Raw genomic sequence first — 19262 nt, forward strand, 5'->3', positions numbered from 1 at the left:
GAGCCTCCCCAGGAGGACCTGACGTGCTGTCCCCCACCAGATCCGCCCGATCCCGCACCCCCGGTGCGCGGGCCTCCCTGCTCGCCGCGGGCACCGCGGCCACCGCTCTCGCCGCACTCCTCGCCGGCACGCTCTCCGCCCACGCCGCCCCGGCCGCGGCCCCCGCCTCCGCCGTGGACAACGAGTCCTGTCGACCTGACGGGCTCTACAAGACACCGGGCGTCGATGTCCCTTACTGCTCGGTCTACGACGCCGAGGGCCGCGAGAAGATGGGCGCCGACCACCAGCGCCGGGTCATCGGCTACTTCACCGGCTGGCGCACCGGCAAGGACGGCCTGCCCTCCTACCTGGCGTCCGACATCCCCTGGGACAAGGTCACCCACCTCAACTACGCGTTCGGGCACATCGACGGCGCCAACAAGCTGTCCGTCGGCGCGGACGGCGAGAAGAACGCCGCCACCGGAATGACCTGGCCCGGCGTCGCGGGCGCCGAGATGGACCCCGCACTCCCCTACAAGGGCCATTTCAACCTGCTGAACAAATTCAAGAAGCAGCACCCGAACGTCAAGACCCTCGTGTCCGTGGGCGGCTGGGCCGAAACCGGCGGCTACTTCGGCGAGGACGGCAAGCGCGTCGGCTCCGGCGGCTTCTACACGATGGCCACCCACGCCGACGGCTCGGTGAACCAGGCCGGCATCAACACCTTCGCCGACTCGGCCGTCTCCTTCATCAAGAAGTACGGCTTCAACGGCGTCGACATCGACTACGAGTACCCGACGTCGATGAAGGACGCGGGCCACCCGGCGGACTTCGGGATCTCCAACGCCCGGCGCGGCGGCCTGGTCAAGGGCTACGCGGCGCTGATGAAGAGCCTGCGCGAGAAGCTCGACACGGCGGGCGCCGCCGACGGCAAGCACTACCTGCTGACCGTCGCGGCCCCTTCGTCCGGCTACCTGCTGCGCGGCATGGAGACCTTCCAGGTCCAGAAGTACCTGGACTACGTCAACATCATGTCCTACGACCTGCACGGCGCCTGGAACGAGCACGTCGGCCCGAACGCCTCGCTCTTCGACAACGGCAAGGACGGCGAACTGGCCGGCGCCAACGTCTACGGCAGCGCGCAGTACGGCGGCATCGGCTACCTCAACACCGACTGGGCGTACCACTACTTCCGCGGCTCGATGCCCTCGGGACGCATCAACGTGGGCCTGCCGTACTACACGCGCGGCCACAAGAACGTGCAGGGCGGCACAGACGGGCTGTGGGGCAAGGCGGCGGCCACCAGCTGCCCGGCCGGATCGGGCCTGACGAAGTGCGGTGACGGCGCCGTCGGCATCGACAACCTCTGGCACGACAAGGACGACAACGGCAAGGAGTCCCCGGCGGGCTCCAACCCGATGTGGCACGCGAAGAACCTGGAGAAGGGGATCGTCGGCGACTACGTCTCGAAGTACGGCTTCCCCGCGGGCACCAAGCTGACCGGCGCGTACGTCCGCAAGTACGACTCCTCGCTGGTCGCGCCGTGGCTCTGGAACGCGGACACGAAGGTCTTCCTGTCGACGGAGGACGAGCAGTCGGTCGGCGCCAAGGCCGACTACGTGGTGGACCGGGGCATCGGCGGCACGATGATCTGGGAGCTGGCCGGTGACTACGGCTGGAACGCGGCCAAGGGCCAGTACGAGACCGGTTCCACGCTGACCTCCCTGATGTACGACAAGTTCAAGGCGGCGAAGCCGTACGGCGCGTCCGTCTCGAACAAGGCGCTGCCGAAGAAGGCCGTGAACATCGGTGTGGAGTTCGGCGACTTCAAGCTGGGCGACTCCAACTACCCGATCACCCCGAAGCTGAAGATCACCAACAACACGAAGACGTCCCTGCCGGGCGGCACGGAGTTCCAGTTCGACTACTCGACGGCGGCCCCGGCCAACGCGTCCGACCAGTCGGGCTTCGGCACCAAGGTGATCAGCAGCGAACACACCGGCAGCAACGTCGGCGGTCTGAAGGGCGACTTCCACCGGGCCTCACTGAAGCTTCCCGCGTGGCAGGCGCTGGCCCCCGGCGCTTCGGTGGAGCTGTCGTTCAACTACTACCTGCCGGTCTCCACTCCGTGGAACTGGACGGTGAACATCGGCGGCACGGCGTACGCGCTCTCCGGTGACCTGGCGCGCGGCACCGAGACCGTCGAGCCCGGCACGGGAACGGGCCCCGGCCCCGATCCGACGCCGACGCCGACGCCGACCCCGGGTGCGTGCACCGCGCCCGCGTACGTCGCGGACAAGGCGTACGGCAGCGGGGCGACCGTGTCCCACAAGGGGCACCAGTGGAAGGCCAAGTGGTGGACTCAGGGCGCGGAGCCCGGCACCACCGGCGAATGGGGCGCCTGGCAGGACCTCGGTACCTGCTGACCCGCTGACGTCCCCCGCCCACCTCTTCGCCCCGGCTGTCATAGCGCCGGGGCGAAGAGCTGTCGCCCCGCCGGGGCGAAGAGCTGTCAGAGCGCCGGGGCGAAGAGTTCGTCCTGCGCCGCTTCCCTGGCGATGAGCAGCGCGCCGCCGAGCACCGCGCCGCCGCCGAGCACCCCGGCCCGCACCTCGGTGCGCAGCGGGGAGAGCTGGGCGAGCCGTGCCTCGACCCGGTCGGCCAGGACCTTGCCGCCGGCCAGGCCCATCTCGCCGCCGAGCACCACGCAGCCCGGGTCGAGGACCGCCACGACGGAGGCCGCCCCCAGCGCCAGGCGCTCCGCGAGGGCGTCGAGGAAGGGTTCCGCCCGCCCGCCCGCCTCCAGTGCGCCGGCGATGGCCGCGGCCCCGTCCCGGGCTCCGGGCAGACCGTGCGACCGCGCGAGCGCGCGGACCGCCGCGTCCCCCACGAGGGAGTGGAAACCCCCGTCGCAACCGGTCGCCGAGGGCAACCCCGCCGTCCCGGGAACCGGCAGGAACCCGATCTCGCCCGCACCGCCCGACGCCCCTCTGCGCACCTTGCCGTCCAGTACCACGGCGGCCCCCACGCCCTTGCCCAGCCACAGGAAGACGAAGGTCTCGTGCGCGCGGGCGGCGCCGAACCGCTGTTCGGCGACGGCCGCGAGGTTGGTCTCGTTCTCCACGAGGACGGCGGCGGACAGCCGTTCCTGCAGTACGGCGATGAGTCTGCGGTGCCAGGCGGGCAGGCCCGAGGAGTCGCGCAGTTCCCCGGTGGCCGGGTCGATGAGGCCGGGGGCGCCGATGCCGACGGTGTGCAGAGCGGTGGCCCCTGCCCCACGGGCGGTGCGCTCCAGCAGGGCGACGGCCGCTTCCACCGCCTGCTCGGTGGGTACGTCCTCCCCCATCGGCAGGGTCGCCTCGGCGAGGGTGCGGCCAAGGAGGTCGGCGACGCCGGCGGCCACACTGTCGGTCCGTACGTCCAGGGCGGCCAGGTACGCGCGTTCGGCGACGATTCCGTACACCCGCGCATTGGGCCCGCGGCGCTCGGCGCCGCTCTCGCCGACGACGGCGACCAGGCCCTCGCCCTGGAGGCGTTCGACGAGGTCGGCTACGGAGGGACGGGAGAGGCCGGTGAGGGTCTTGAGCTGTCCTGCGGTCAACGGCCCCTCCTCCTGGAGCAGTTGCAGGGCGCGCCGGTCGTTGAGGGCGCGGGCGGTGCTCGGGGAGGCGGGCATGGGCCAGATCCTTCCAGATCTATTTATCAGGCAGGCTTCCTGATAGTTTACGGCGCGATACGGAGACCCAGGGGCCCGGGCAGCCGGAACCAAGGGCGACCGGCAGAAGCAAAGGCGTGAGAGGGAGACATGGAATTCGGTACGCAGCGGTTGAAGCGGGCGAGGTACGCCGTCGCAGCCGTCTTCTGTGTCCACGGGGCGGTGACCGGCAGCTTCGCCACCCGCATCCCGTGGATCCAGGACCACACCTCGATCAGTGCGGGCCAGCTCGGTCTGGCGCTCGCCTTCCCGGCGATCGGCGCGTCCTTGACCATGCCGCTCGCCGGAGCGATCAGCCACCGGTTCGGCGCCCGCAACGCCCTGCGCGGCCTCCTCGCCATGTGGACCCTGGCGCTGATCCTGCCCGCGCTGGCGCCGAACATCTGGACGCTGTGCGCGGCGCTCGCCCTGTACGGCGCGAGCGCGGGCATGTCGGACGTGGCGATGAACGCGCTGGGCGTCGAGGTCGAGAACCGGCTCGAAAAGTCGATCATGTCCGGGCTGCACGGCATGTGGAGCGTGGGCGCGCTGATCGGTTCGGCCGGCGGCACGCTCGCTGCCCACCTGGGCAGCGACGCGCGACTGCACCACCTGCTCGCCGCACTGGTGCTGACCGCCGCCGGACTGGCCGCCTGCCAGGGCGTACTGGATCTGCAGAGTGCACCGGAGGCTCAGGCTCCGCCGCGCTTCACGCTGCCGCCGAAGTCGGCGGTGGTGATCGGCGCGGTCGGCTTCTGCGCCGTCTTCGCGGAGGGTTCGGGGCTGGACTGGTCGGCGGTCTACCTGCGGGACGTACTGAACACGGACCCGGGTCTCGCGGCGGCGTCCACGACGGCGTTCGCCCTGACCATGGCGGTGGCGCGGCTCGCGGGCGACAAGGTGGTGGACCGGTTCGGACCGGTGCTGACCGTACGCGTCGGCGGGGTGCTGGCGACCGTCGGCGGGCTGCTGGTGGCGCTGGCTCCGGGCGTACCGGTGGCGCTGACCGGGTTCGCGCTGATGGGTCTGGGAATCGCCGTGGTCGTACCGCTGGCCTTCGCGGCGGCCGGGCGCAGCGGACCGAACCCGAGCCAGGCCATCGCGGGCGTCGCCACGATCACCTACACCTCGGGGCTGCTCGCGCCTTCGGCGATCGGGGCGGTCGCGGACGTGACGTCGCTGATGGTGTCGTTCGGGCTGGTGACACTGCTGGCGTTCGGGCTCGTGGTGGGGGCTCAGGTGCTGCGCGGAGCGGGCCGGGAGGCCGCGCCGAAGGAGACCTCGCCGGCCGGGAAGTAGGCACTCCTTTTCAGCCATAGCATTTGCTTCGATCAATTCGATCGATTCGGATCACCTGCCGAGCAGGCCGGATCACTTGCAGAGCAGAACAGAGCTGAACAGGAGCACCCATGGGCCTCGGCGTCCGCTGGACCTTGCACGGCGACGGGCGCACCCCCGCGCCCGGAGCCGTCGTCCGCCCCGACGAGCGGCTGTCGTGGCCGCGGACGGCGGGGCTGGGTGCACAGCATGTGGTGGCGATGTTCGGCGCGAGTTTCGTCGCCCCGGTGCTGATGGGTCTCGACCCGAACCTCGCCATCATGATGTCGGGTGTCGCGACGGTCATCTTCCTCCTCGCGACCAAGGGCAGGGTCCCCTCCTACCTGGGCTGTTCGCTGTCCTTCGTGGGTGTGGCCGCCGCGATCCGGGCGACCGGCGGCGACAGCGCGACGGTCACCGGCGCGGTGTTCGTGGTGGGCGGCGCGCTGTTCCTGGCGGGGCTCGCCGTGCAGAAGTTCGGGGCGCGGATCATCCACGCGGCGATGCCGCCGGTGGTGACCGGTGCGGTCGTCATGCTGATCGGCTTCAACCTGGCGCCGGTCACCGCCTCGACGTACTGGCCGCAGGACCAGTGGACGGCGCTGCTGGTGATGCTGTTCACCGGATTGGCCGTGGTGGCACTGCGCGGTTTCCTCTCGCGCATCGCGATCTTCCTCGGGCTGATCTTCGGGTACGGGATCTCATGGGTCTTCGACCGGGTCTTCGGCCAGATCCATTCGTCGGTCGGTGGGGGTGCGGCGGTCGACCACTGGCGGCTGGACCTGTCGGGTGTCGGCAAGGCGGACTGGATCGGGCTGCCGTCGTTCCACGCGCCGAGCTTCGAGTGGTCGGCGATCCTGGTCGCCCTGCCGGTCGTGATCGCGCTCATCGCGGAGAACGCCGGGCACGTGAAGGCCGTCGGCGAGATGACCGGCGACAACCTCGACGACAAGCTGGGCACCGCGATCGCGGCGGACGGCGCGGCCTCGATGCTGTCCACCGCGGTGGGCGGGCCGCCGAACACGACGTACTCCGAGAACATCGGCGTCATGGCCGCCACTCGGGTCTACTCGACGGCGGCTTACTGGGCCGCGGCCTTCTTCGCGTTGCTGTTCGGTCTCTGCCCGAAGTTCGGGGCGGTCGTGGCGGCGATTCCGGGTGGGGTGCTGGGCGGGATCACGGTGATTCTGTACGGCATGATCGGGCTGCTCGGCGCCCAGATCTGGATCAACGCGAAGGTCGATCTGCGCAATCCGCTGAACCTGGTGCCGGCGGCGGCGGGGATCATCATCGGGGTCGGCGGGGTCAGCCTGAAGTTCACCGACAGCTTTGAGCTGAGCGGGATCGCGCTGGGGACGATCGTGGTGATCACCGGGTATCACGTGCTGCGGGCTTTGGCACCGGCGCACATGAAGGAGAGCGAGCCGTTGCTGGACGCGGGGACGTCGTCCTACGACGCGGAGGAGGACGAGCGCGAGCAGCGGTGAGTCCGGGGCGGACCGCCCCCTGGCCCTCTTGGGCAGCGGGGCGGCCCCGGGGCAGGGCGGGGACATCGTGCGGGTGCGTCGTAGCTGGTCGCGCAGTTCCCCGCGCCCCTGAAAGCCTGCCCCTTGTCCCCGCTGGCCCTCTTGCCGGAGCACGCCCCCCTACCCGTTTGCCAGCTCCACCGCGTAGTCCGGTGTGAAGCTGCCCGCCGAGCCCTTGCAGCCGTCCGATTCGCCCGGGAGTTTGACCCAGAGGTAGGCGTCGATCCTGGACTCTCCCGTGCGGGTAGTCGGCGGGCGGCCCAGGGCGCGGCCCGACGGGTCGCACCATTGGCCCGCCGCCGGTGCGCCGTTGCCGTTGCGGCTGGTGTCGATGACCGCGCCGAGGGACGACGGGCCGCCGAGGGCCGAGAGGACCTGGCGGGCGTAGGGGACCTCGTCTGCCGTGCGGTGGAAGTTCGACACGTTGGTGAAGATGCCGTCGCTGCTGGTCGCCGCGTCGGCCTGGCGGAGGTAGCCCGCCATCTTGGACGGGGCGTGCCAGCCGGAGTGCCCCGCGTCGAAGTAGACGCGGGCGTTCGGGTTGGCCGCATGGATGGACTTGCCCGCCCGGGAGAGCGCGGCGAAGCGGTTGGCCCGCTGGCCGTCGTCGAGGCAGTCGGTCTGGGCTATCGAGTCGGGTTCGAGGATGACGATCGCGTCGCCCTTGCCGAGCCCGGACGCGAAGCTGCGTATCCACTCGTCGTACGCGTCGAAGTCCGGCGCTCCACCCTGGGAGGCTCCGCCGCAGTCCCGCTCCGGAATCGCGTACGGGACGACGACCGGTACCCGGCCCGCCGCCGCGGCTCCGGACGTCACGGCCCGGACCTTGCTCGCGATGGTGCCCGGGTTGTATTCGGCGAACCAGACGGCGGCCGGCTGTGCGGCGATCTTCGATTGGATCAGCGACTGCCGCGGGTCGCCGCGGTTGGCCCGTACCCAGTCCAGGACCTGCGACTCCGGGTGCAGATAGAGGCTGCCGGAGACCGGTGCGCTCTGGTGCTGGGGCGGCTGCTTCTTCTTCGGCGGCGGCTTCTTCTTGGCCGCCGGCTTCTTCGTCGCCGAGGCGGTGGGCGACGGCGGGGCGGTGGTCGGTGACGGGGTGGGCACCGCGGGGAGCGGTGGCATCACCGGCGCCTTCGTCACTTCGGGAGCCGCCGTGGTGTGCTCCCCCTCGCCCGACGTCGCGGACACGACTCCGCTGACCGTACCGACGGCGACCACCGCCGAGGCGAGGACGGCCATGGCACCGCGGAGGGCGGCAGCGTTCACACGCTTGTCACCCCTGCCGGGTCTGCGGCCCTGTCCGGCCGCCCGTCTGGAGCCCGTACCGGCACCGACCAACTGGTCCGTGCCCTCGGAGCCGCCCGTACGCTCGGCGCTCCCGGCGCCCGCAGCGCGCGTGGCACCGTTGTCCTTGCTCTTGCCGCGTCGGCCTTCGACGCGGGCCTTCCGGCGTTGGCCTGGTATGCCTGACACCGTGGCACTCCCCCCTTTCCCCCCGGTACCGGGGGCTCGTCATTCCCTCGTTCTGGGGAAGCCCCGGCCCGGCTGCATCGTGCAAAGCCTATGACTGGGACGCTGCCCCCATGGCACAGATCGAGCACTTCGCAGTTCAGAGGGACCGTACACGGCTCTCCGCGCTGCCCACTCCGCGGTCGGCCGTGGACGGCGTCGTGCACCGGATGCGTACGGTGCACTGCGGGTGGCACCCGGCCGACGGGGTCGCGGTCTTCAACCGGGTCTATCTGGCGGTGACCGAGGAGATCGGCCGGCAGATCGAAGGCGGTCGCTTCCGTGACCCCCACACCGCGGCCACGCTGGACGTGCTGTTCGCGGAACGATATCTGGCGGCCGTGGAATCCGCCGCCGCGGGCCGCCGCGTTCCCGCCTGCTGGCGCCCGCTGTTCCAGTACCGGCGCCATCCGGGCGTACGGCCGCTGCAGTTCGCGCTCGCGGGGATCAATGCGCACATCGGGCACGACCTGGCCCTGGCCGTGGTCGACACGTGCGAGGTGCTGGGGTGCACGCCCGGCGACGTGGAGGCGGAGTTCGACCGGGTCGGGGACACCCTGGTCGCGCTGGAGGAGCGGATCCGGGAGGAGCTGATGCCGGGCCCCGACCTGCTGGAGATCGCCGACCCGCTGACGCACCTGGTGGGGACGTGGAGCCTGGAGCGGGCCAGGGACGCGGCGTGGTCGGCGGCCCGGGTGCTCTGGGGACTGCGCGAACTCCCCGAACTGGCAGGGGAGTTCACACAGCAGATGGACGCGGGGGTGGGACTCGTGGGGCGCTGTCTGCTCACTCCGCTGCGATGATCTGCTCACCCCGCTGCGCTGACGGAGCGGGGTGAGCAGAGCAAGGACGACGGAGCGGATCAGTCCTCGGGGAGCTCCACCGGGGCGATGTCCCCGTAGACGTCGCCCGGACCCGGGTTGGTGGTGTCCGTGCTGCCGCCGAAGTGGTGCATGACGCCCCAGACCGCGTTCAACGCGGTCTGGATCGCGCCCTCCGCCCAGCCGGCCGTCCACGAGATGTCGTCACCCGCGAGGAAGATGCCGCGCTTGTCCTCGGGGAGGCGGTCCTGCATGAAGTGGGTGAACAGGCGGCGCTGGTAGCGGTAGTGGCCGGGCAGGTTCGCCTTGAAGGCGCCCATGAAGTACGGCTCGTTCTCCCAGGAGACGGTCACCGGGTTGCCGATGATGTGCTTCCGGATGTCGACCTTCGGGTAGATCTCGCCGAGCGACTTGAGCATGACCTCCATCCGCTCCTGCGCGGACAGCGGCAGCCACTTGAGGCTGTCGTCGCACCAGGTGTACGAGAGGCAGATGGTGGCGGGCTTGTCCGGGCCGTCGTCGAGGAGGTACGTACCCCGGGTCATGCGGTCGGTGAGCGTCATCGACATGACGTCGCGGCCCGTCTCCTCGTCCTTGTCCAGCCAGAACGGCCGGTCCACGGGCACGAAGAGCTTCGAGGACTCCATGTAGTGGGTGCGCTCCATCGCCGTCCAGTGGTCGATGGGGAAGAGCGAGTCGTCGCAGGCGATCTTCGACAGGAGCAGCCAGGACTGGGCGGTGAAGATCGCCGCCGGGTACGTACGAATGTCGCCGGACGAGTCCGTGACGGTGATCCGGTTGCCGGCGGTGCGGTTCAGTCGGGTCACGGCGGGCTTCGGGTCGCCCTCGTGCAGCGACTTCAGCGAGGTGCCGAGCGGCCAGTGCACGAGCTTCTGCGGCTCGCGCTCCCACAGCCGCAGCGGGAGCTGCTGGCTGCCGCCGACGATGCCGCGGTGGTGGTCGTCGGCCTCGGTGTAGACGACTCGGAGGATTTCCAGGATCGAGTTCGGGAAGTCGGTGTCCCAGCCGCCCGTGCCGAAGCCGACCTGGCCGAAGATCTCGCGGTGCCGGAAGGACTTGAAGGAGTCCGACTCGCAGAGGAAGCCGTAGAAGGTCTGGTTGTCGAGCTTCTCGACGAGCTTCGCCCAGATCTCGCGGATGCGCGGTACGTCGCGCTCGCGCATCGCCTGGTTCATGTCGGAGAAGTCGGCGCCCTCTTCGAGGCAGGCGTTCCAGGCGGCGGCGACATCGCGGTAGACCTGCGGGAGGTCCTCGACGGTCTCCGCGTAGTGGGACTCGCCCTTGAGGTCGACGACCGTGGAGGGGGTCTCCGGCGCGAGCGGGTTCGGGAACGGCCGGGTGGTGAGGCCCACCAGGTCGATGTAGTGCTGGAGCGCGGTCGAGGACGGCGGGAAGCGCATGGCGCCCATCTCCGCGGTCAGGCCCTCGGTGCTGGGTCCTTCGAAGCCGACGGTGCGCAGCCGGCCGCCGATCTGGTCGGCCTCGTAGACGACGGGCTTGAGGCCCATCTTCATGAGTTCGTACGCGGCGACGACGCCGGACAGTCCGCCGCCGATGACGGCGACCTCGGTGCCGTGCGCGGCCGCGGGTATCTGGCCGAGGCCCGCCGGGTGGGCGAGGAAGTCGTCGTACGCGTACGGGAAGTCCGGACCGAACATGGTGATCGGCGGCTGCGCGTCGGTGTGCTGGACGGCTGTGGGCACCGTGGACGTCATGGGGTACGGACTCCTTGCGGGACGGAACAGGGGAGAGAAGGCAGTGGGGGCGGCGGGGCCGGTCAGGCCGGCGAGCCGTACAGCCCGGGGCGGCGGTCGCGCAGATACGGGTTGGTCTCCCGGGAGGCGCGCAGCAGTGCGGCGTCCACCTCGCCCAGGACGAGTTCCTCGCCGCGTCCGGCGCGGACCCGGGTGGCGCCGTCGGGGCTCGCCAGGCAGCTCAGCCCGACGAACTCGAAGGCGTCCTCACCCTCGCCCTCGGGGCCGGTCCGGTTGACGTACGCGATGTACATCTGGCTCTCGAAGGCGCGCACCGGGACGACGGACTCCGCGACGAACTGGAAGGGGTGCATCTGCGCGGTCGGTACGAGGAGGACGTCGGTGCCGGCCAGGGCGTGCGCGCGGACGTTCTCCGGGAACTCCACGTCGTAGCAGATCAGCAGGCCGACCCGCAGTCCGCCCAGCTCGGCCTGGACGACGGGCTGCTCGCCGGGGACGAAGCAGTCCTGCTCGAAGCCGCCGAAGAGGTGGGTCTTGCGGTAGTTGGCGAGGCGGCTGCCGGTGGCGTCGATGAGCTGGGCGGAGTTGAAGACCGCCTCGCCCTCGCGCTCGGGGTAGCCGTAGACGAGAGCGAGGCCGTGCCGGGAGGCGATGTCGGCGACCGCGTCGGCGCCTTCCCCGTCGGCGCTCTCGGCGAGCCGGTGGACCTGCTCCTCGCCGATCGCGTAGCCGGTCAGGAACATCTCCGACGTGACCAGCAGCCCGGCCCCTGCGGCGGCGGCCCGGCCCGCGGCCTCGTCGAGGACCTTGAGGTTCGCGGCCACGGAGCCGGGACGCCCGGAGCTCTGGAGCAGGGCGATGCGCAGCGGCTGCGCGGGCGGGGACGACGGCATGGCGGACCTCGGGCGGGTGGGAACGGTGGGGTGGGAGACCTAATGACGGTACGGTCCGGCGTTCGCCCGGGACAAGGCACGAGCGTTGCGGACCGACCGTTGATCCATTGCGCGCACAGGGGGTTCGGCGGCGATTTGTTGCGTACGGGGCGAAGGGGGTGCGGACGGGGCCGTACGGGTTGCCTCGGGCGCACGGTGGAGGGCCTCTCCGCCGGGCGGCGGAGGCGGGGAGGTTCTCAGGGGCGATGTGGGGTGCGGGGGGGCGGCGCGAGAGTGGTGGTCGTCCGGAGGCACCGCTCCTGACCTCGAAGGACTCCCACGAAGGGCTTCACCATGACGACCACGACCCGCCTCGCCGTCACCCGCCGGACCCGCCTCGCGGCCCTCGCCGCCGCCCTTCTGGTCACGGCCGGGGCGGCGGGCAGCGCGGCCGCTTCCGGGGCGGAGCCGGAGGCCGGGAGCGCCGCCCGTACCGGGCAGGCGACTTTCGCCGCGCACCAGGGCGCGCCGCGCGAGGCCGCCGCCCTCACCGGGAAGGCCAACCTGGACCGGCCCGGCCACGAGATCACCTTCGGTTTCGACGCGCACCTGGCGCCCGGCGTCGGGCCCGAGGAGGCGAAGGGCACCTTCACCGTTCGCCACCGCTTCCCGGACGCCCCTCAGGCCCAGTGGGCGAACGTCAAGGTGGACTGCCTGGTGACGGGCGGCAAGCTCGCGATCGTCAGCGGGACGGTGCAGGACAGCAACATCAAGGGGCAGCGCGGCAAGCGGGTCGGCATCACCGTCGACGACCGCCCCGGGGGCGACCGGCTGGGTTACAGCTGGCTGCTGGACGGCACGGTCAAGGAGCAGCCGCGCGGGCTGCGCAAGTGCCTGGGCTCGGTGCCGATCGAGAAGGTGGACGCGAAGACGGGGGACTTCGAGGTGCTGCCGCTGGAACTGCCGTAACGCTTGCTCCCGGGGAACCCGTCACGCTTGCTCCGGGGGAACCCGTCACGCTTGCTCCGGGAGAACCCGTCACGCTTGATCCGGGGGAACCCCGTCACGCTTGCTCCCGGGAAACCCGTCACGCTTGCTCCGGGGGACCGGGCACGGGGACCGATCCCCCGGATTTACGCCGGCGACCCCGACGAGTACCGCCGCAGCAGCGGCGACAGCACCAGCACCGATTTCGTCCGCTCCACGAACGGCTCCCCCGCGATCCGCTCCAGGACCCGCTCGAAGTGCCTCATGTCGGACGCGAAGACCTGCACGATCGCGTCCGCCTCACCGGTGACGGTGGAGGCGGACGCGATCTCCGGGTAGCGCTCAAGGCCCCGGTTGATCGCCTCGGGCGACGTGTTCCGGCGGCAGTAGATCTCGATGAATCCCTCGGTCTCCCAGCCCAGCGCCGCCGGGTCCACCCGTACGGTGAACCCGGTGATGGCGCCTTCCGCGCGCAGCCGGTCGACCCGGCGCTTCACCGCCGGGGCGGACAGGCCGACCAGGGAGCCGATGTCGGCATAGGAGCGGCGGGCGTCCGCTGCCAGGGCGTGGACGATTCGCTCGTCGAGATCGTTGAGTCGCACGGCGGGTGGATCACATTTCTACGCGTCTACGTGGGTCTTCTCCGGCGCGCCCTTCGCCAGCCGCGAGTGACGAATGCCGTATCCGAAGTAGAACACGAGACCGACGGCCATCCAGATTCCGAAGACCACCCAGGTGACGGCGCCGAGGCCGAACATGTTGTAGACGCAGAAGACGAAGCCCAGGATCGGGAAGACCGGGCCGAGCGGCACCCGGAAGGTCCGGTTCATCTCCGGGCGGGTCCAGCGCAGGATGACCACCGCGATGTTCACCAGGCCGAACGCGAAGAGCGTGCCGATGCTGGTCGCGTCGGCGAGCTGGCCGAGCGGGATCGCGGAGGCGAGGATGCCGCAGAACAGCGACACGATGATCGTGTTGACGCGCGGCGTGCCGGTCTTCGGGCTGACCTTGGCGAAGACCTTCGGAACCAGGCCGTCGCGGGACATCGCGAAGAGCACGCGGGTCTGGCCGTACAGCACGGTCAGGACGACGCTCGCGATGGCGATCACCGCGCCCGCCGCGAGCAGGGTGCCCCAGAAGGCCTGCCCGGTGACGTCCTTCATGATCCCGGCGAGGGCGGCCTCGGAGCCCTCGAAGCCCTTCCAGTCGCGCGCGCCGACGGCGACGGCCGCGACCAGGACGTACAGGGCGGTGACGATGATCAGCGAGAGCATGATCGCGCGCGGCAGGTCGCGCTGCGGGTTCTTCGCCTCCTCGCCGGCCGTGGAGGCGGCGTCGAAGCCGATGTACGAGAAGAAGAGGGTGGCGCCGGCGGCGCTGACGCCCGCCATGCCGAGCGGCATGAAGTCGGCGTAGTTGCCGGACTTGAAACCGATGAAGCCGATGACGCAGAAGAGCAGCAGGGCGCCGATCTTCACCGAGACCATGATGGTGTTGGCGCGGGCGGACTCGCGCGCTCCGCCGAGCAGGAAGACCATCGCGAGGAGCACCACGATGAGCGCGGGGAGGTTGAATATCCCGCCGTCGCCGGGCGGGGCGGACAGCGCGTCCGGGATGGTGAACCCGAGCGTCCCGTCGAGGAGTTCGTTGAGGTACTCGCCCCAGCCGACGGCCACCGCCGCCACCGAGACGCCGTACTCCAGGACCAGGCACCAGCCGCAGATCCAGGCGACCAGTTCACCCATCGTTGCGTACGCATACGAGTAGGAGGACCCGGAGACCGGGATGGTGCCCGCGAGCTCGGCGTACGAGAGAGCGGAGAAGAGGGCGGTGAGACCGGCGATCACGAACGAGATCGTGACGGCGGGGCCTGCCTTGGGAACGGCTTCGCCGAGGACGACAAAGATGCCGGTGCCGAGCGTGGCACCGATGCTGATCATCGTCAGCTGCCACATCGAGAGCGACCGCCGCAGCGATCCTCCCTCGCCCTGGCCCCCCTCGCTGACCAGCAGCTCCACCGGCTTGCGGCGCATCAGACGAGAGCCGAGGCCGACGCCGACTCCGGAGGCGGGCGGTGGGGCAACGGGGGGCGCTGCGCCTTGATCCAACACGGGGGTGGCTCCTTCTGGCTGCCTCATCGGGCGGCGGCGACCGCGGCGGAGACTTCCACGGGCACGGCGAAACAGCCAAAAACCCTGGGAGACCGCCGAGCAGGCGATCCCGCCACTCCACGTACAGCGCTGAAGCCTATGAGCTGGCAGTTCCCACACGTAATGCAGCAACCTTGCGCATTGGCGGACGTTCATTGCGCGCAACGGCCGGTGATGGCTGATTGTTGCGCCCCAGTTTTCGATTTCCCTTTTGTCCGGTACGTAGAGGCGGTCGTGCGGAGATCCCGCTCATGTCCTGTGGTGGGAGTGGGCAGGGTGTCAGGGACCAACTGCACAACTGCTGCACAACCGAGACGCTGCAAACGGAAAGCCGCCGCACCACCGAGAGGGAGGCACCGATGACCTGGCTGGATCCCGGGCTCTTTCTGCGCGGAGTGGCCTGGCGCGACACGGACGGGCTCCCCGTGCGGGCCGACCCTGGCGACCTGGACCGGCTGCCGTGGGACATCACGGAGCGCGCGGAGGTGCCGGTCGGCGTGCGGCTGGAGTTCGTCTCGTACGGGGCGGGCGCCGTCGAGCTGCACTACCGCGCGGAGGCGGGCACGGTCCCGCACGCCTTCGGGCTCTGGGAGGGCGGCCGGCAGCTGGCGGAGGTGCTCGCCGAGCCGGCCGCCGAATCCGTGATACGCCTCGAACTCCCGCCCCTGCAGGGCCCGTTCACGGTGTACCCGCCCGAGTCGCAGTCGCCGTACTTCCTGGGCATACGCACGGTGGGCGGGCGCATCGAGCCCGCCGGGCCGCGCCCGCGCTGGCTGGTGCACGGCGATTCGATCACCGAGGGCTGGTGGTCGACCCGGCCCGCGCACGCCTGGCCCGCCACGGCCGGCCGGCTGCTCGGCCTGGACACCGTGAACCTCGGTTACGCGGGCGCCGCCCGCGGCGAACTGGCCACCGCGCAGCAGCTCGCCACCCTCCCCGCGGACGCCGTCACCCTCGCCTTCGGCACCAACTGCTGGGGCCGGACCCCGTTCACCGCTCCCCTGCTGCGCGAAACGGTGCGCACCTTCCTCGCACTCGTACGGCAGGGGCATCCGCACACCCCTCTGCTCGTGCTCTCCCCGGTGCTGCGTCCCGGTGCCGAGCACACCCCGAACGCCCTCGGGACGACGCTGGCCGGGCTGCGCGAGGCGCTGGAGGACGTCGTACGGGAGGAGATGTCGGCCGGCGACACCCGGCTCGCGCTGCTCCCCGGCCACGGCCTGCTCGGCCCCGAGCACCTCGCGGACGGACTGCACCCCAACGACGCGGGGCACGCCGCGCTCGCGGAGGCGGTGGCGACGGCACTGGAAAAACTGCTCAGACACATGTACCCGGCCGGTGATGAGCGGGGCAACTCGGGGTATGCGAGCGGTTGATGACTGAGGAGCCACCCGTGGTTGTCCTGGATTCACCGCAGGGAGCGCGGGGCGACGGCGCGACCGCCCGGGAGACCACCGCGGCGTTTCTGGCCCAGCACTGCCCCTGGGCCGATTTCGACGCGGTGCTGCTGGTGGTCGGTGAGCTCGTCGCCAATGCCGTACGGCACACCTCGGGGTGGTGGCGGCTGCGGCTGCGCGCCGGGCAGGGGCGGCTGGTGGTCGAGATGGACGACTCGAGCCCGGACCCGCCGGTGCCCCGGGAGCCCGACTTCGCGGGCGGCGGGGGCTTCGGCTGGCACATGGTGCAACGGCTGGCGGGCCAGGTGGAGGTGCGCCCGCTGCCGGACGGAAAGCGGGTCCGCGCGACGTGGCTGCGCCCGGCGGAGGGCATCTGCGCGGAGGGCATCTGCTGAGTCCGACGCCGGCCGGGGTACGTACAGAGGCCGGTACGCACGGAGGCCGGCCGTACGGAGGCCGGTACGCACACAGGCCCGGCCGCCCCGCATCAGGGCGGCCGGGCCTGCAGACGTACGTCACCTGCGTACGCCCACTCCCGCAGGCTCACTCCCGCACGCGTCACCCGCGCAGGCTCACTCCCGCACGCTCACTCCTGGGTGAGGAGCCCCTCCCGCAGCCTCTTCGTGATGCGGGTCAGCAGCCGGGACACCTGCATCTGGGACACGCCCAGTTCGTCCCCGATCTGCGACTGCGTCATCTCCGCGCCGTACCGCATGCTCAGGATCCGCTTGTCGCGCTCGTCGAGTTCCTCGATGAGCGGCTTCAGCGCCTGGACGTTCTCCACGATCTCCAGTTCGGAGTCGGTGTCGCCGAGGCGGTCGGCGAGGGTCTGCGAACCGGCGTCCGCACCGTCGTCGAGGGGGATGTCGATGGAGCCGGCGGTGTAGCCGTTGGACGCGACCAGACCCTCGACGATCTCGTCCTCCGCCATGTCCAGGTAGGAGGCGAGCTCGGCAGTGGTGGGCGCGCGGTCGAACTGCTGGAACAGCACGTCGGACGCCTTCGCGAGGTCGATCCGCAGCTCCTGGAGACGGCGCGGCACATGCACCGACCAGCTGGTGTCCCGGAAGAACCGCTTGATCTCACCGACGATGCACGGCATGGCGAAGGTCGCGAACTCGACCTCGCGGGTCAGCTCGAACCGGTCGATGGCCTTGATCAGGCCGATCGTGCCGACCTGGACGATGTCCTCCATCTGGTCGGACCGGTTGCGAAAGCGGGTGGCCGCGTACTTCACGAGCGCCAGGTTGAGCTCGATCAGGGTGTTGCGGGCGTACTGGTACTCGTGGGTGCCCTCCTCAAGGACGGCGAGCCGTGCGAAGAAAAGCCTCGACATCTCACGGGCGTCCCTCGGGGCTACCTCCGCCGGATTCTCCACATACGGAAGCTGCTGCTCCGCGGGTGCGGTGCCGGTCGCTTCGTACCTGGTTCCAGTCGGGACTGCGGTCGCCATGGACACGATGTCCTCCCCTTCTTCGGTGTATCAGCGCAAGGGCGCGTGTACCCGGAAGCCTGCGTGCCATGCGTGTTCACGCACTGCCATTTGATTCAACACCACCTTCACATCCGGGATTTACGCCTCCTCCCCACGTCTGCTCACCGCAAACCACCCACCGTGTCCTTCGATGTCAGCCTCCCGCGCGCGAAGCACAGCCGGTGGGCATCGTCCGACATCAGCCGCGTGCTGTAGTACACGCACTCCTCGCCCGGGGGTTCGGCCGGTGCCCCGTCGGGTGCGCCGTCCCGGGTGAACACGGGCAGCGCCGCCTCCACCGCGCCGCGCTCCCCGCCCACCGCCAGGCGGCCGTACGCCTGGCGGTCCAGTACGGAGAGGGAGGAGCTGACCAGCGCGACGGGGGCCATCACCAGGAGGATCCCGGCCAGTACGGCGAGCGGCGCCAGCACGGTCTGCCGGAGCCTCCCGCGCACCCGCTCCCTGGCCCGCGCCAACTCCCGTGCGGACACCGTGGGGTACGGGTCGCCGGCGGGCCGGGGCGCCGCTCCCGCGGTGGCGGGGAGCCGGGCGGCGACCTCGAAGCCCCCGCCGGGCGCGTGCCGTGCGCGCAGGGTGCCGCCCGCGAGCCGCACCCGCTCGTCGAGGCCGACCAGCCCGGTGCCGCCGGAGGCCACGCCGGGGGCGGAGACCCCGTGGACCGCGGGGCCGTTGACGACGGTGACGTCGAGCGAGTCGCCGTCCCGGACGACTACGACCCGTACACGGGCTCCGGGGGCGTGCTTGGCCGCGTTCGTCAGGGACTCCTGGACGACCCGGTGCACGGCATGCCCCACCATGGGCGGCAGCCCGTCCGGCCCACCCGTCCCGCCCCGCTCCCCCTGCTCCCCCTGCTCCTCCAGCTCCTCCAGTTCGACGTCGATGCCGGAGGCCCGCGCCCGCTCGACGACGGTCTCGGGTGTGGCGGCCTCCCCGGCCGCCCCTTCGGCCGCCGGGTCCTCGTCGTCGGTGCGCAGTACGCCGATGATCTCCCGCAGCCGTCCGGTCGCCGCGGCGGCCGCCTCCCGCAGTTCCCCGACGGCCGCCTGCTGCCGGGCGTCCAGGGTGCGGTCGACCTGAAGTGCCGCCGCCCGCACGGCGAGCAGGGTCAGGTCGTGCCCCAGAGAGTCGTGCATGTCGCCCGCTATCCGGGCCCGTTCGCGCATCCGGGTGCGGTCGGCGACGGCCCGCTGCTCGCGTTCCATCCGCTCGGCGAGCCGCCACCCGGAGCTGACCAGGTCCGCGTACTGCCCGCGCCAGCGGCCCAGCAGCCACGGCAGCCCCACGCACAGCAGCAGCATGAGCAGTTGCGAGGGCCAGGCCCACAGCTCGCGCACCAGCACGCACATCGGCAGCCCGGCCAGGGCCACCGCCCCGAAGAACCGCACCGCGGGCCGGACTCGCGGGGCCCGGACCCCGGCGAGGTAGGCCATGACCACCAGTGCGGGCAGGAACGGAAACGTGAGCAGCTCGACGTCCCGTACGAGATTCAGCGCCAGCGGCACAAGGAGCGCCGCCAGCGGCCACCGCCGCCCGGCCCCGACGGCCAGGGCCAGAAGTACAAACCCGGCGGCCGCCACCGGCACGGCCCGCCCGTACTGGCCGGCCGCGGCCACGACGGGCGGTGCGCTCAGCACCAGCCAGAGCCCGAGATCGTACAGCCGGGCCTGCCGAGCCTGCCGGGCCCGCCCGTACCACCGGGTCAGCCCGTACCGCCGGAACTGCCGGAACTGCCGGAACTGCCGGATCCGCAGGCCGAGTTGCGTGCTGTTCATGGCT

At 71.1% G+C, this 19262-nt stretch carries 15 protein-coding genes; 7 read left to right on the forward strand and 8 right to left on the reverse strand.

Translation table 11 applies throughout. The features are described from left to right. Positions 1–23: 23 nt before the first annotated feature. Positions 24–2405 (forward strand): chitinase C-terminal domain-containing protein, encoded by a 2382-nt coding sequence (locus AB0D18_RS34030; RefSeq protein ID WP_362427584.1) that lies wholly within the window; start codon positions 24–26, stop codon positions 2403–2405. Between the two features lie 86 nt (positions 2406–2491). On the opposite strand, the gene AB0D18_RS34035 is transcribed toward AB0D18_RS34030, so the two are convergent. Then, positions 2492–3655: an ROK family protein gene (locus AB0D18_RS34035; protein WP_362427587.1), complete on the reverse strand. Its 1164-nt coding sequence runs from the start codon at positions 3653–3655 to the stop codon at positions 2492–2494. Between the two features lie 129 nt (positions 3656–3784). Between AB0D18_RS34035 and AB0D18_RS34040 the strand changes: the two genes are divergently transcribed. Then, positions 3785–4972: an MFS transporter gene (locus AB0D18_RS34040; RefSeq protein ID WP_362427590.1), complete on the forward strand. Its 1188-nt coding sequence runs from the start codon at positions 3785–3787 to the stop codon at positions 4970–4972. 110 nt (positions 4973–5082) lie between these two features. After that, the gene (locus tag AB0D18_RS34045; RefSeq protein ID WP_362427593.1) at positions 5083–6477 is read left to right on the forward strand and encodes a solute carrier family 23 protein; all 1395 of its coding nucleotides are present in this window, start codon (positions 5083–5085) and stop codon (positions 6475–6477) included. 159 nt (positions 6478–6636) lie between these two features. Here AB0D18_RS34045 and AB0D18_RS34050 read toward each other — a convergent pair whose 3' ends face one another. Further along, complete coding sequence (locus AB0D18_RS34050; RefSeq protein WP_362427662.1) at positions 6637–7758, reverse strand: glycoside hydrolase family 6 protein; 1122 nt, start codon at positions 7756–7758, stop codon at positions 6637–6639. Positions 7759–8102: 344 nt separating this feature from the next. Here AB0D18_RS34050 and AB0D18_RS34055 point away from each other — a divergent pair, with 344 nt between their 5' ends. Further along, a complete protein-coding gene (locus AB0D18_RS34055; RefSeq protein WP_362427596.1) occupies positions 8103–8831 on the forward strand; it encodes a DUF5995 family protein in 729 nt (242 codons plus the stop codon). Positions 8832–8890: 59 nt separating this feature from the next. On the opposite strand, the gene AB0D18_RS34060 is transcribed toward AB0D18_RS34055, so the two are convergent. After that, positions 8891–10585 carry an NAD(P)/FAD-dependent oxidoreductase gene (locus tag AB0D18_RS34060; RefSeq protein WP_362427599.1) on the reverse strand — a complete coding sequence of 565 codons (1695 nt, stop codon included), beginning with the start codon at positions 10583–10585 and terminating at the stop codon, positions 8891–8893. Positions 10586–10647: 62 nt separating this feature from the next. Then, positions 10648–11478, reverse strand: coding sequence for a carbon-nitrogen hydrolase family protein (locus AB0D18_RS34065; protein ID WP_362427601.1), 831 nt, complete (start codon positions 11476–11478; stop codon positions 10648–10650). Positions 11479–11811: 333 nt separating this feature from the next. Between AB0D18_RS34065 and AB0D18_RS34070 the strand changes: the two genes are divergently transcribed. Further along, on the forward strand, positions 11812–12426 hold the full coding sequence (locus tag AB0D18_RS34070; RefSeq protein WP_362427604.1) for a Repetin: 615 nt from the start codon (positions 11812–11814) through the stop codon (positions 12424–12426). 164 nt (positions 12427–12590) lie between these two features. On the opposite strand, the gene AB0D18_RS34075 is transcribed toward AB0D18_RS34070, so the two are convergent. Together AB0D18_RS34075 and AB0D18_RS34080 are read right to left on the reverse strand one after the other, a co-directional pair. Next, positions 12591–13046 carry an Lrp/AsnC family transcriptional regulator gene (locus AB0D18_RS34075; RefSeq protein ID WP_189827842.1) on the reverse strand — a complete coding sequence of 152 codons (456 nt, stop codon included), beginning with the start codon at positions 13044–13046 and terminating at the stop codon, positions 12591–12593. Between the two features lie 18 nt (positions 13047–13064). Further along, positions 13065–14555 carry an amino acid permease gene (locus AB0D18_RS34080; protein WP_362427607.1) on the reverse strand — a complete coding sequence of 497 codons (1491 nt, stop codon included), beginning with the start codon at positions 14553–14555 and terminating at the stop codon, positions 13065–13067. Between the two features lie 398 nt (positions 14556–14953). On the opposite strand from AB0D18_RS34080, the gene AB0D18_RS34085 reads away from it, so the two are divergent. Together AB0D18_RS34085 and AB0D18_RS34090 are read left to right on the forward strand one after the other, a co-directional pair. Then, positions 14954–15970, forward strand: coding sequence for a GDSL-type esterase/lipase family protein (locus tag AB0D18_RS34085; protein ID WP_362427610.1), 1017 nt, complete (start codon positions 14954–14956; stop codon positions 15968–15970). 17 nt (positions 15971–15987) lie between these two features. Further along, positions 15988–16386, forward strand: coding sequence for an ATP-binding protein (locus AB0D18_RS34090; RefSeq protein ID WP_362427613.1), 399 nt, complete (start codon positions 15988–15990; stop codon positions 16384–16386). 191 nt (positions 16387–16577) lie between these two features. Here the strand turns inward: AB0D18_RS34090 and AB0D18_RS34095 are convergent, their stop codons facing one another. Continuing rightward, positions 16578–17444, reverse strand: a complete 867-nt coding sequence (locus tag AB0D18_RS34095) for an RNA polymerase sigma factor SigF (protein ID WP_362427616.1) — start codon at positions 17442–17444, stop codon at positions 16578–16580. A 143-nt stretch (positions 17445–17587) separates the two neighbouring features. Next, positions 17588–19258 (reverse strand): histidine kinase, encoded by a 1671-nt coding sequence (locus AB0D18_RS34100; RefSeq protein WP_362427619.1) that lies wholly within the window; start codon positions 19256–19258, stop codon positions 17588–17590. Positions 19259–19262 lie beyond the last annotated feature (4 nt).

The sequence above is a fragment of the Streptomyces sp. NPDC048442 genome (genome assembly GCF_040651475.1).
Taxonomy (GTDB): domain Bacteria; phylum Actinomycetota; class Actinomycetes; order Streptomycetales; family Streptomycetaceae; genus Streptomyces.

Coding starts and splice junctions, on each gene's coding strand:
- AB0D18_RS34040 (WP_362427590.1), top strand. CDS start 3,785: ATGGAATTCGGTACGCAGCGGTTGAAGCGGGCGAGGTACGCCGTCGCA.
- AB0D18_RS34050 (WP_362427662.1), bottom strand. CDS start 7,758: ATGGCCGTCCTCGCCTCGGCGGTGGTCGCCGTCGGTACGGTCAGCGGA.
- AB0D18_RS34085 (WP_362427610.1), top strand. CDS start 14,954: ATGACCTGGCTGGATCCCGGGCTCTTTCTGCGCGGAGTGGCCTGGCGC.
- AB0D18_RS34045 (WP_362427593.1), top strand. CDS start 5,083: ATGGGCCTCGGCGTCCGCTGGACCTTGCACGGCGACGGGCGCACCCCC.
- AB0D18_RS34100 (WP_362427619.1), bottom strand. CDS start 19,258: ATGAACAGCACGCAACTCGGCCTGCGGATCCGGCAGTTCCGGCAGTTC.
- AB0D18_RS34070 (WP_362427604.1), top strand. CDS start 11,812: ATGACGACCACGACCCGCCTCGCCGTCACCCGCCGGACCCGCCTCGCG.
- AB0D18_RS34055 (WP_362427596.1), top strand. CDS start 8,103: ATGGCACAGATCGAGCACTTCGCAGTTCAGAGGGACCGTACACGGCTC.
- AB0D18_RS34060 (WP_362427599.1), bottom strand. CDS start 10,585: ATGACGTCCACGGTGCCCACAGCCGTCCAGCACACCGACGCGCAGCCG.
- AB0D18_RS34035 (WP_362427587.1), bottom strand. CDS start 3,655: ATGCCCGCCTCCCCGAGCACCGCCCGCGCCCTCAACGACCGGCGCGCC.
- AB0D18_RS34095 (WP_362427616.1), bottom strand. CDS start 17,444: ATGGCGACCGCAGTCCCGACTGGAACCAGGTACGAAGCGACCGGCACC.
- AB0D18_RS34065 (WP_362427601.1), bottom strand. CDS start 11,478: ATGCCGTCGTCCCCGCCCGCGCAGCCGCTGCGCATCGCCCTGCTCCAG.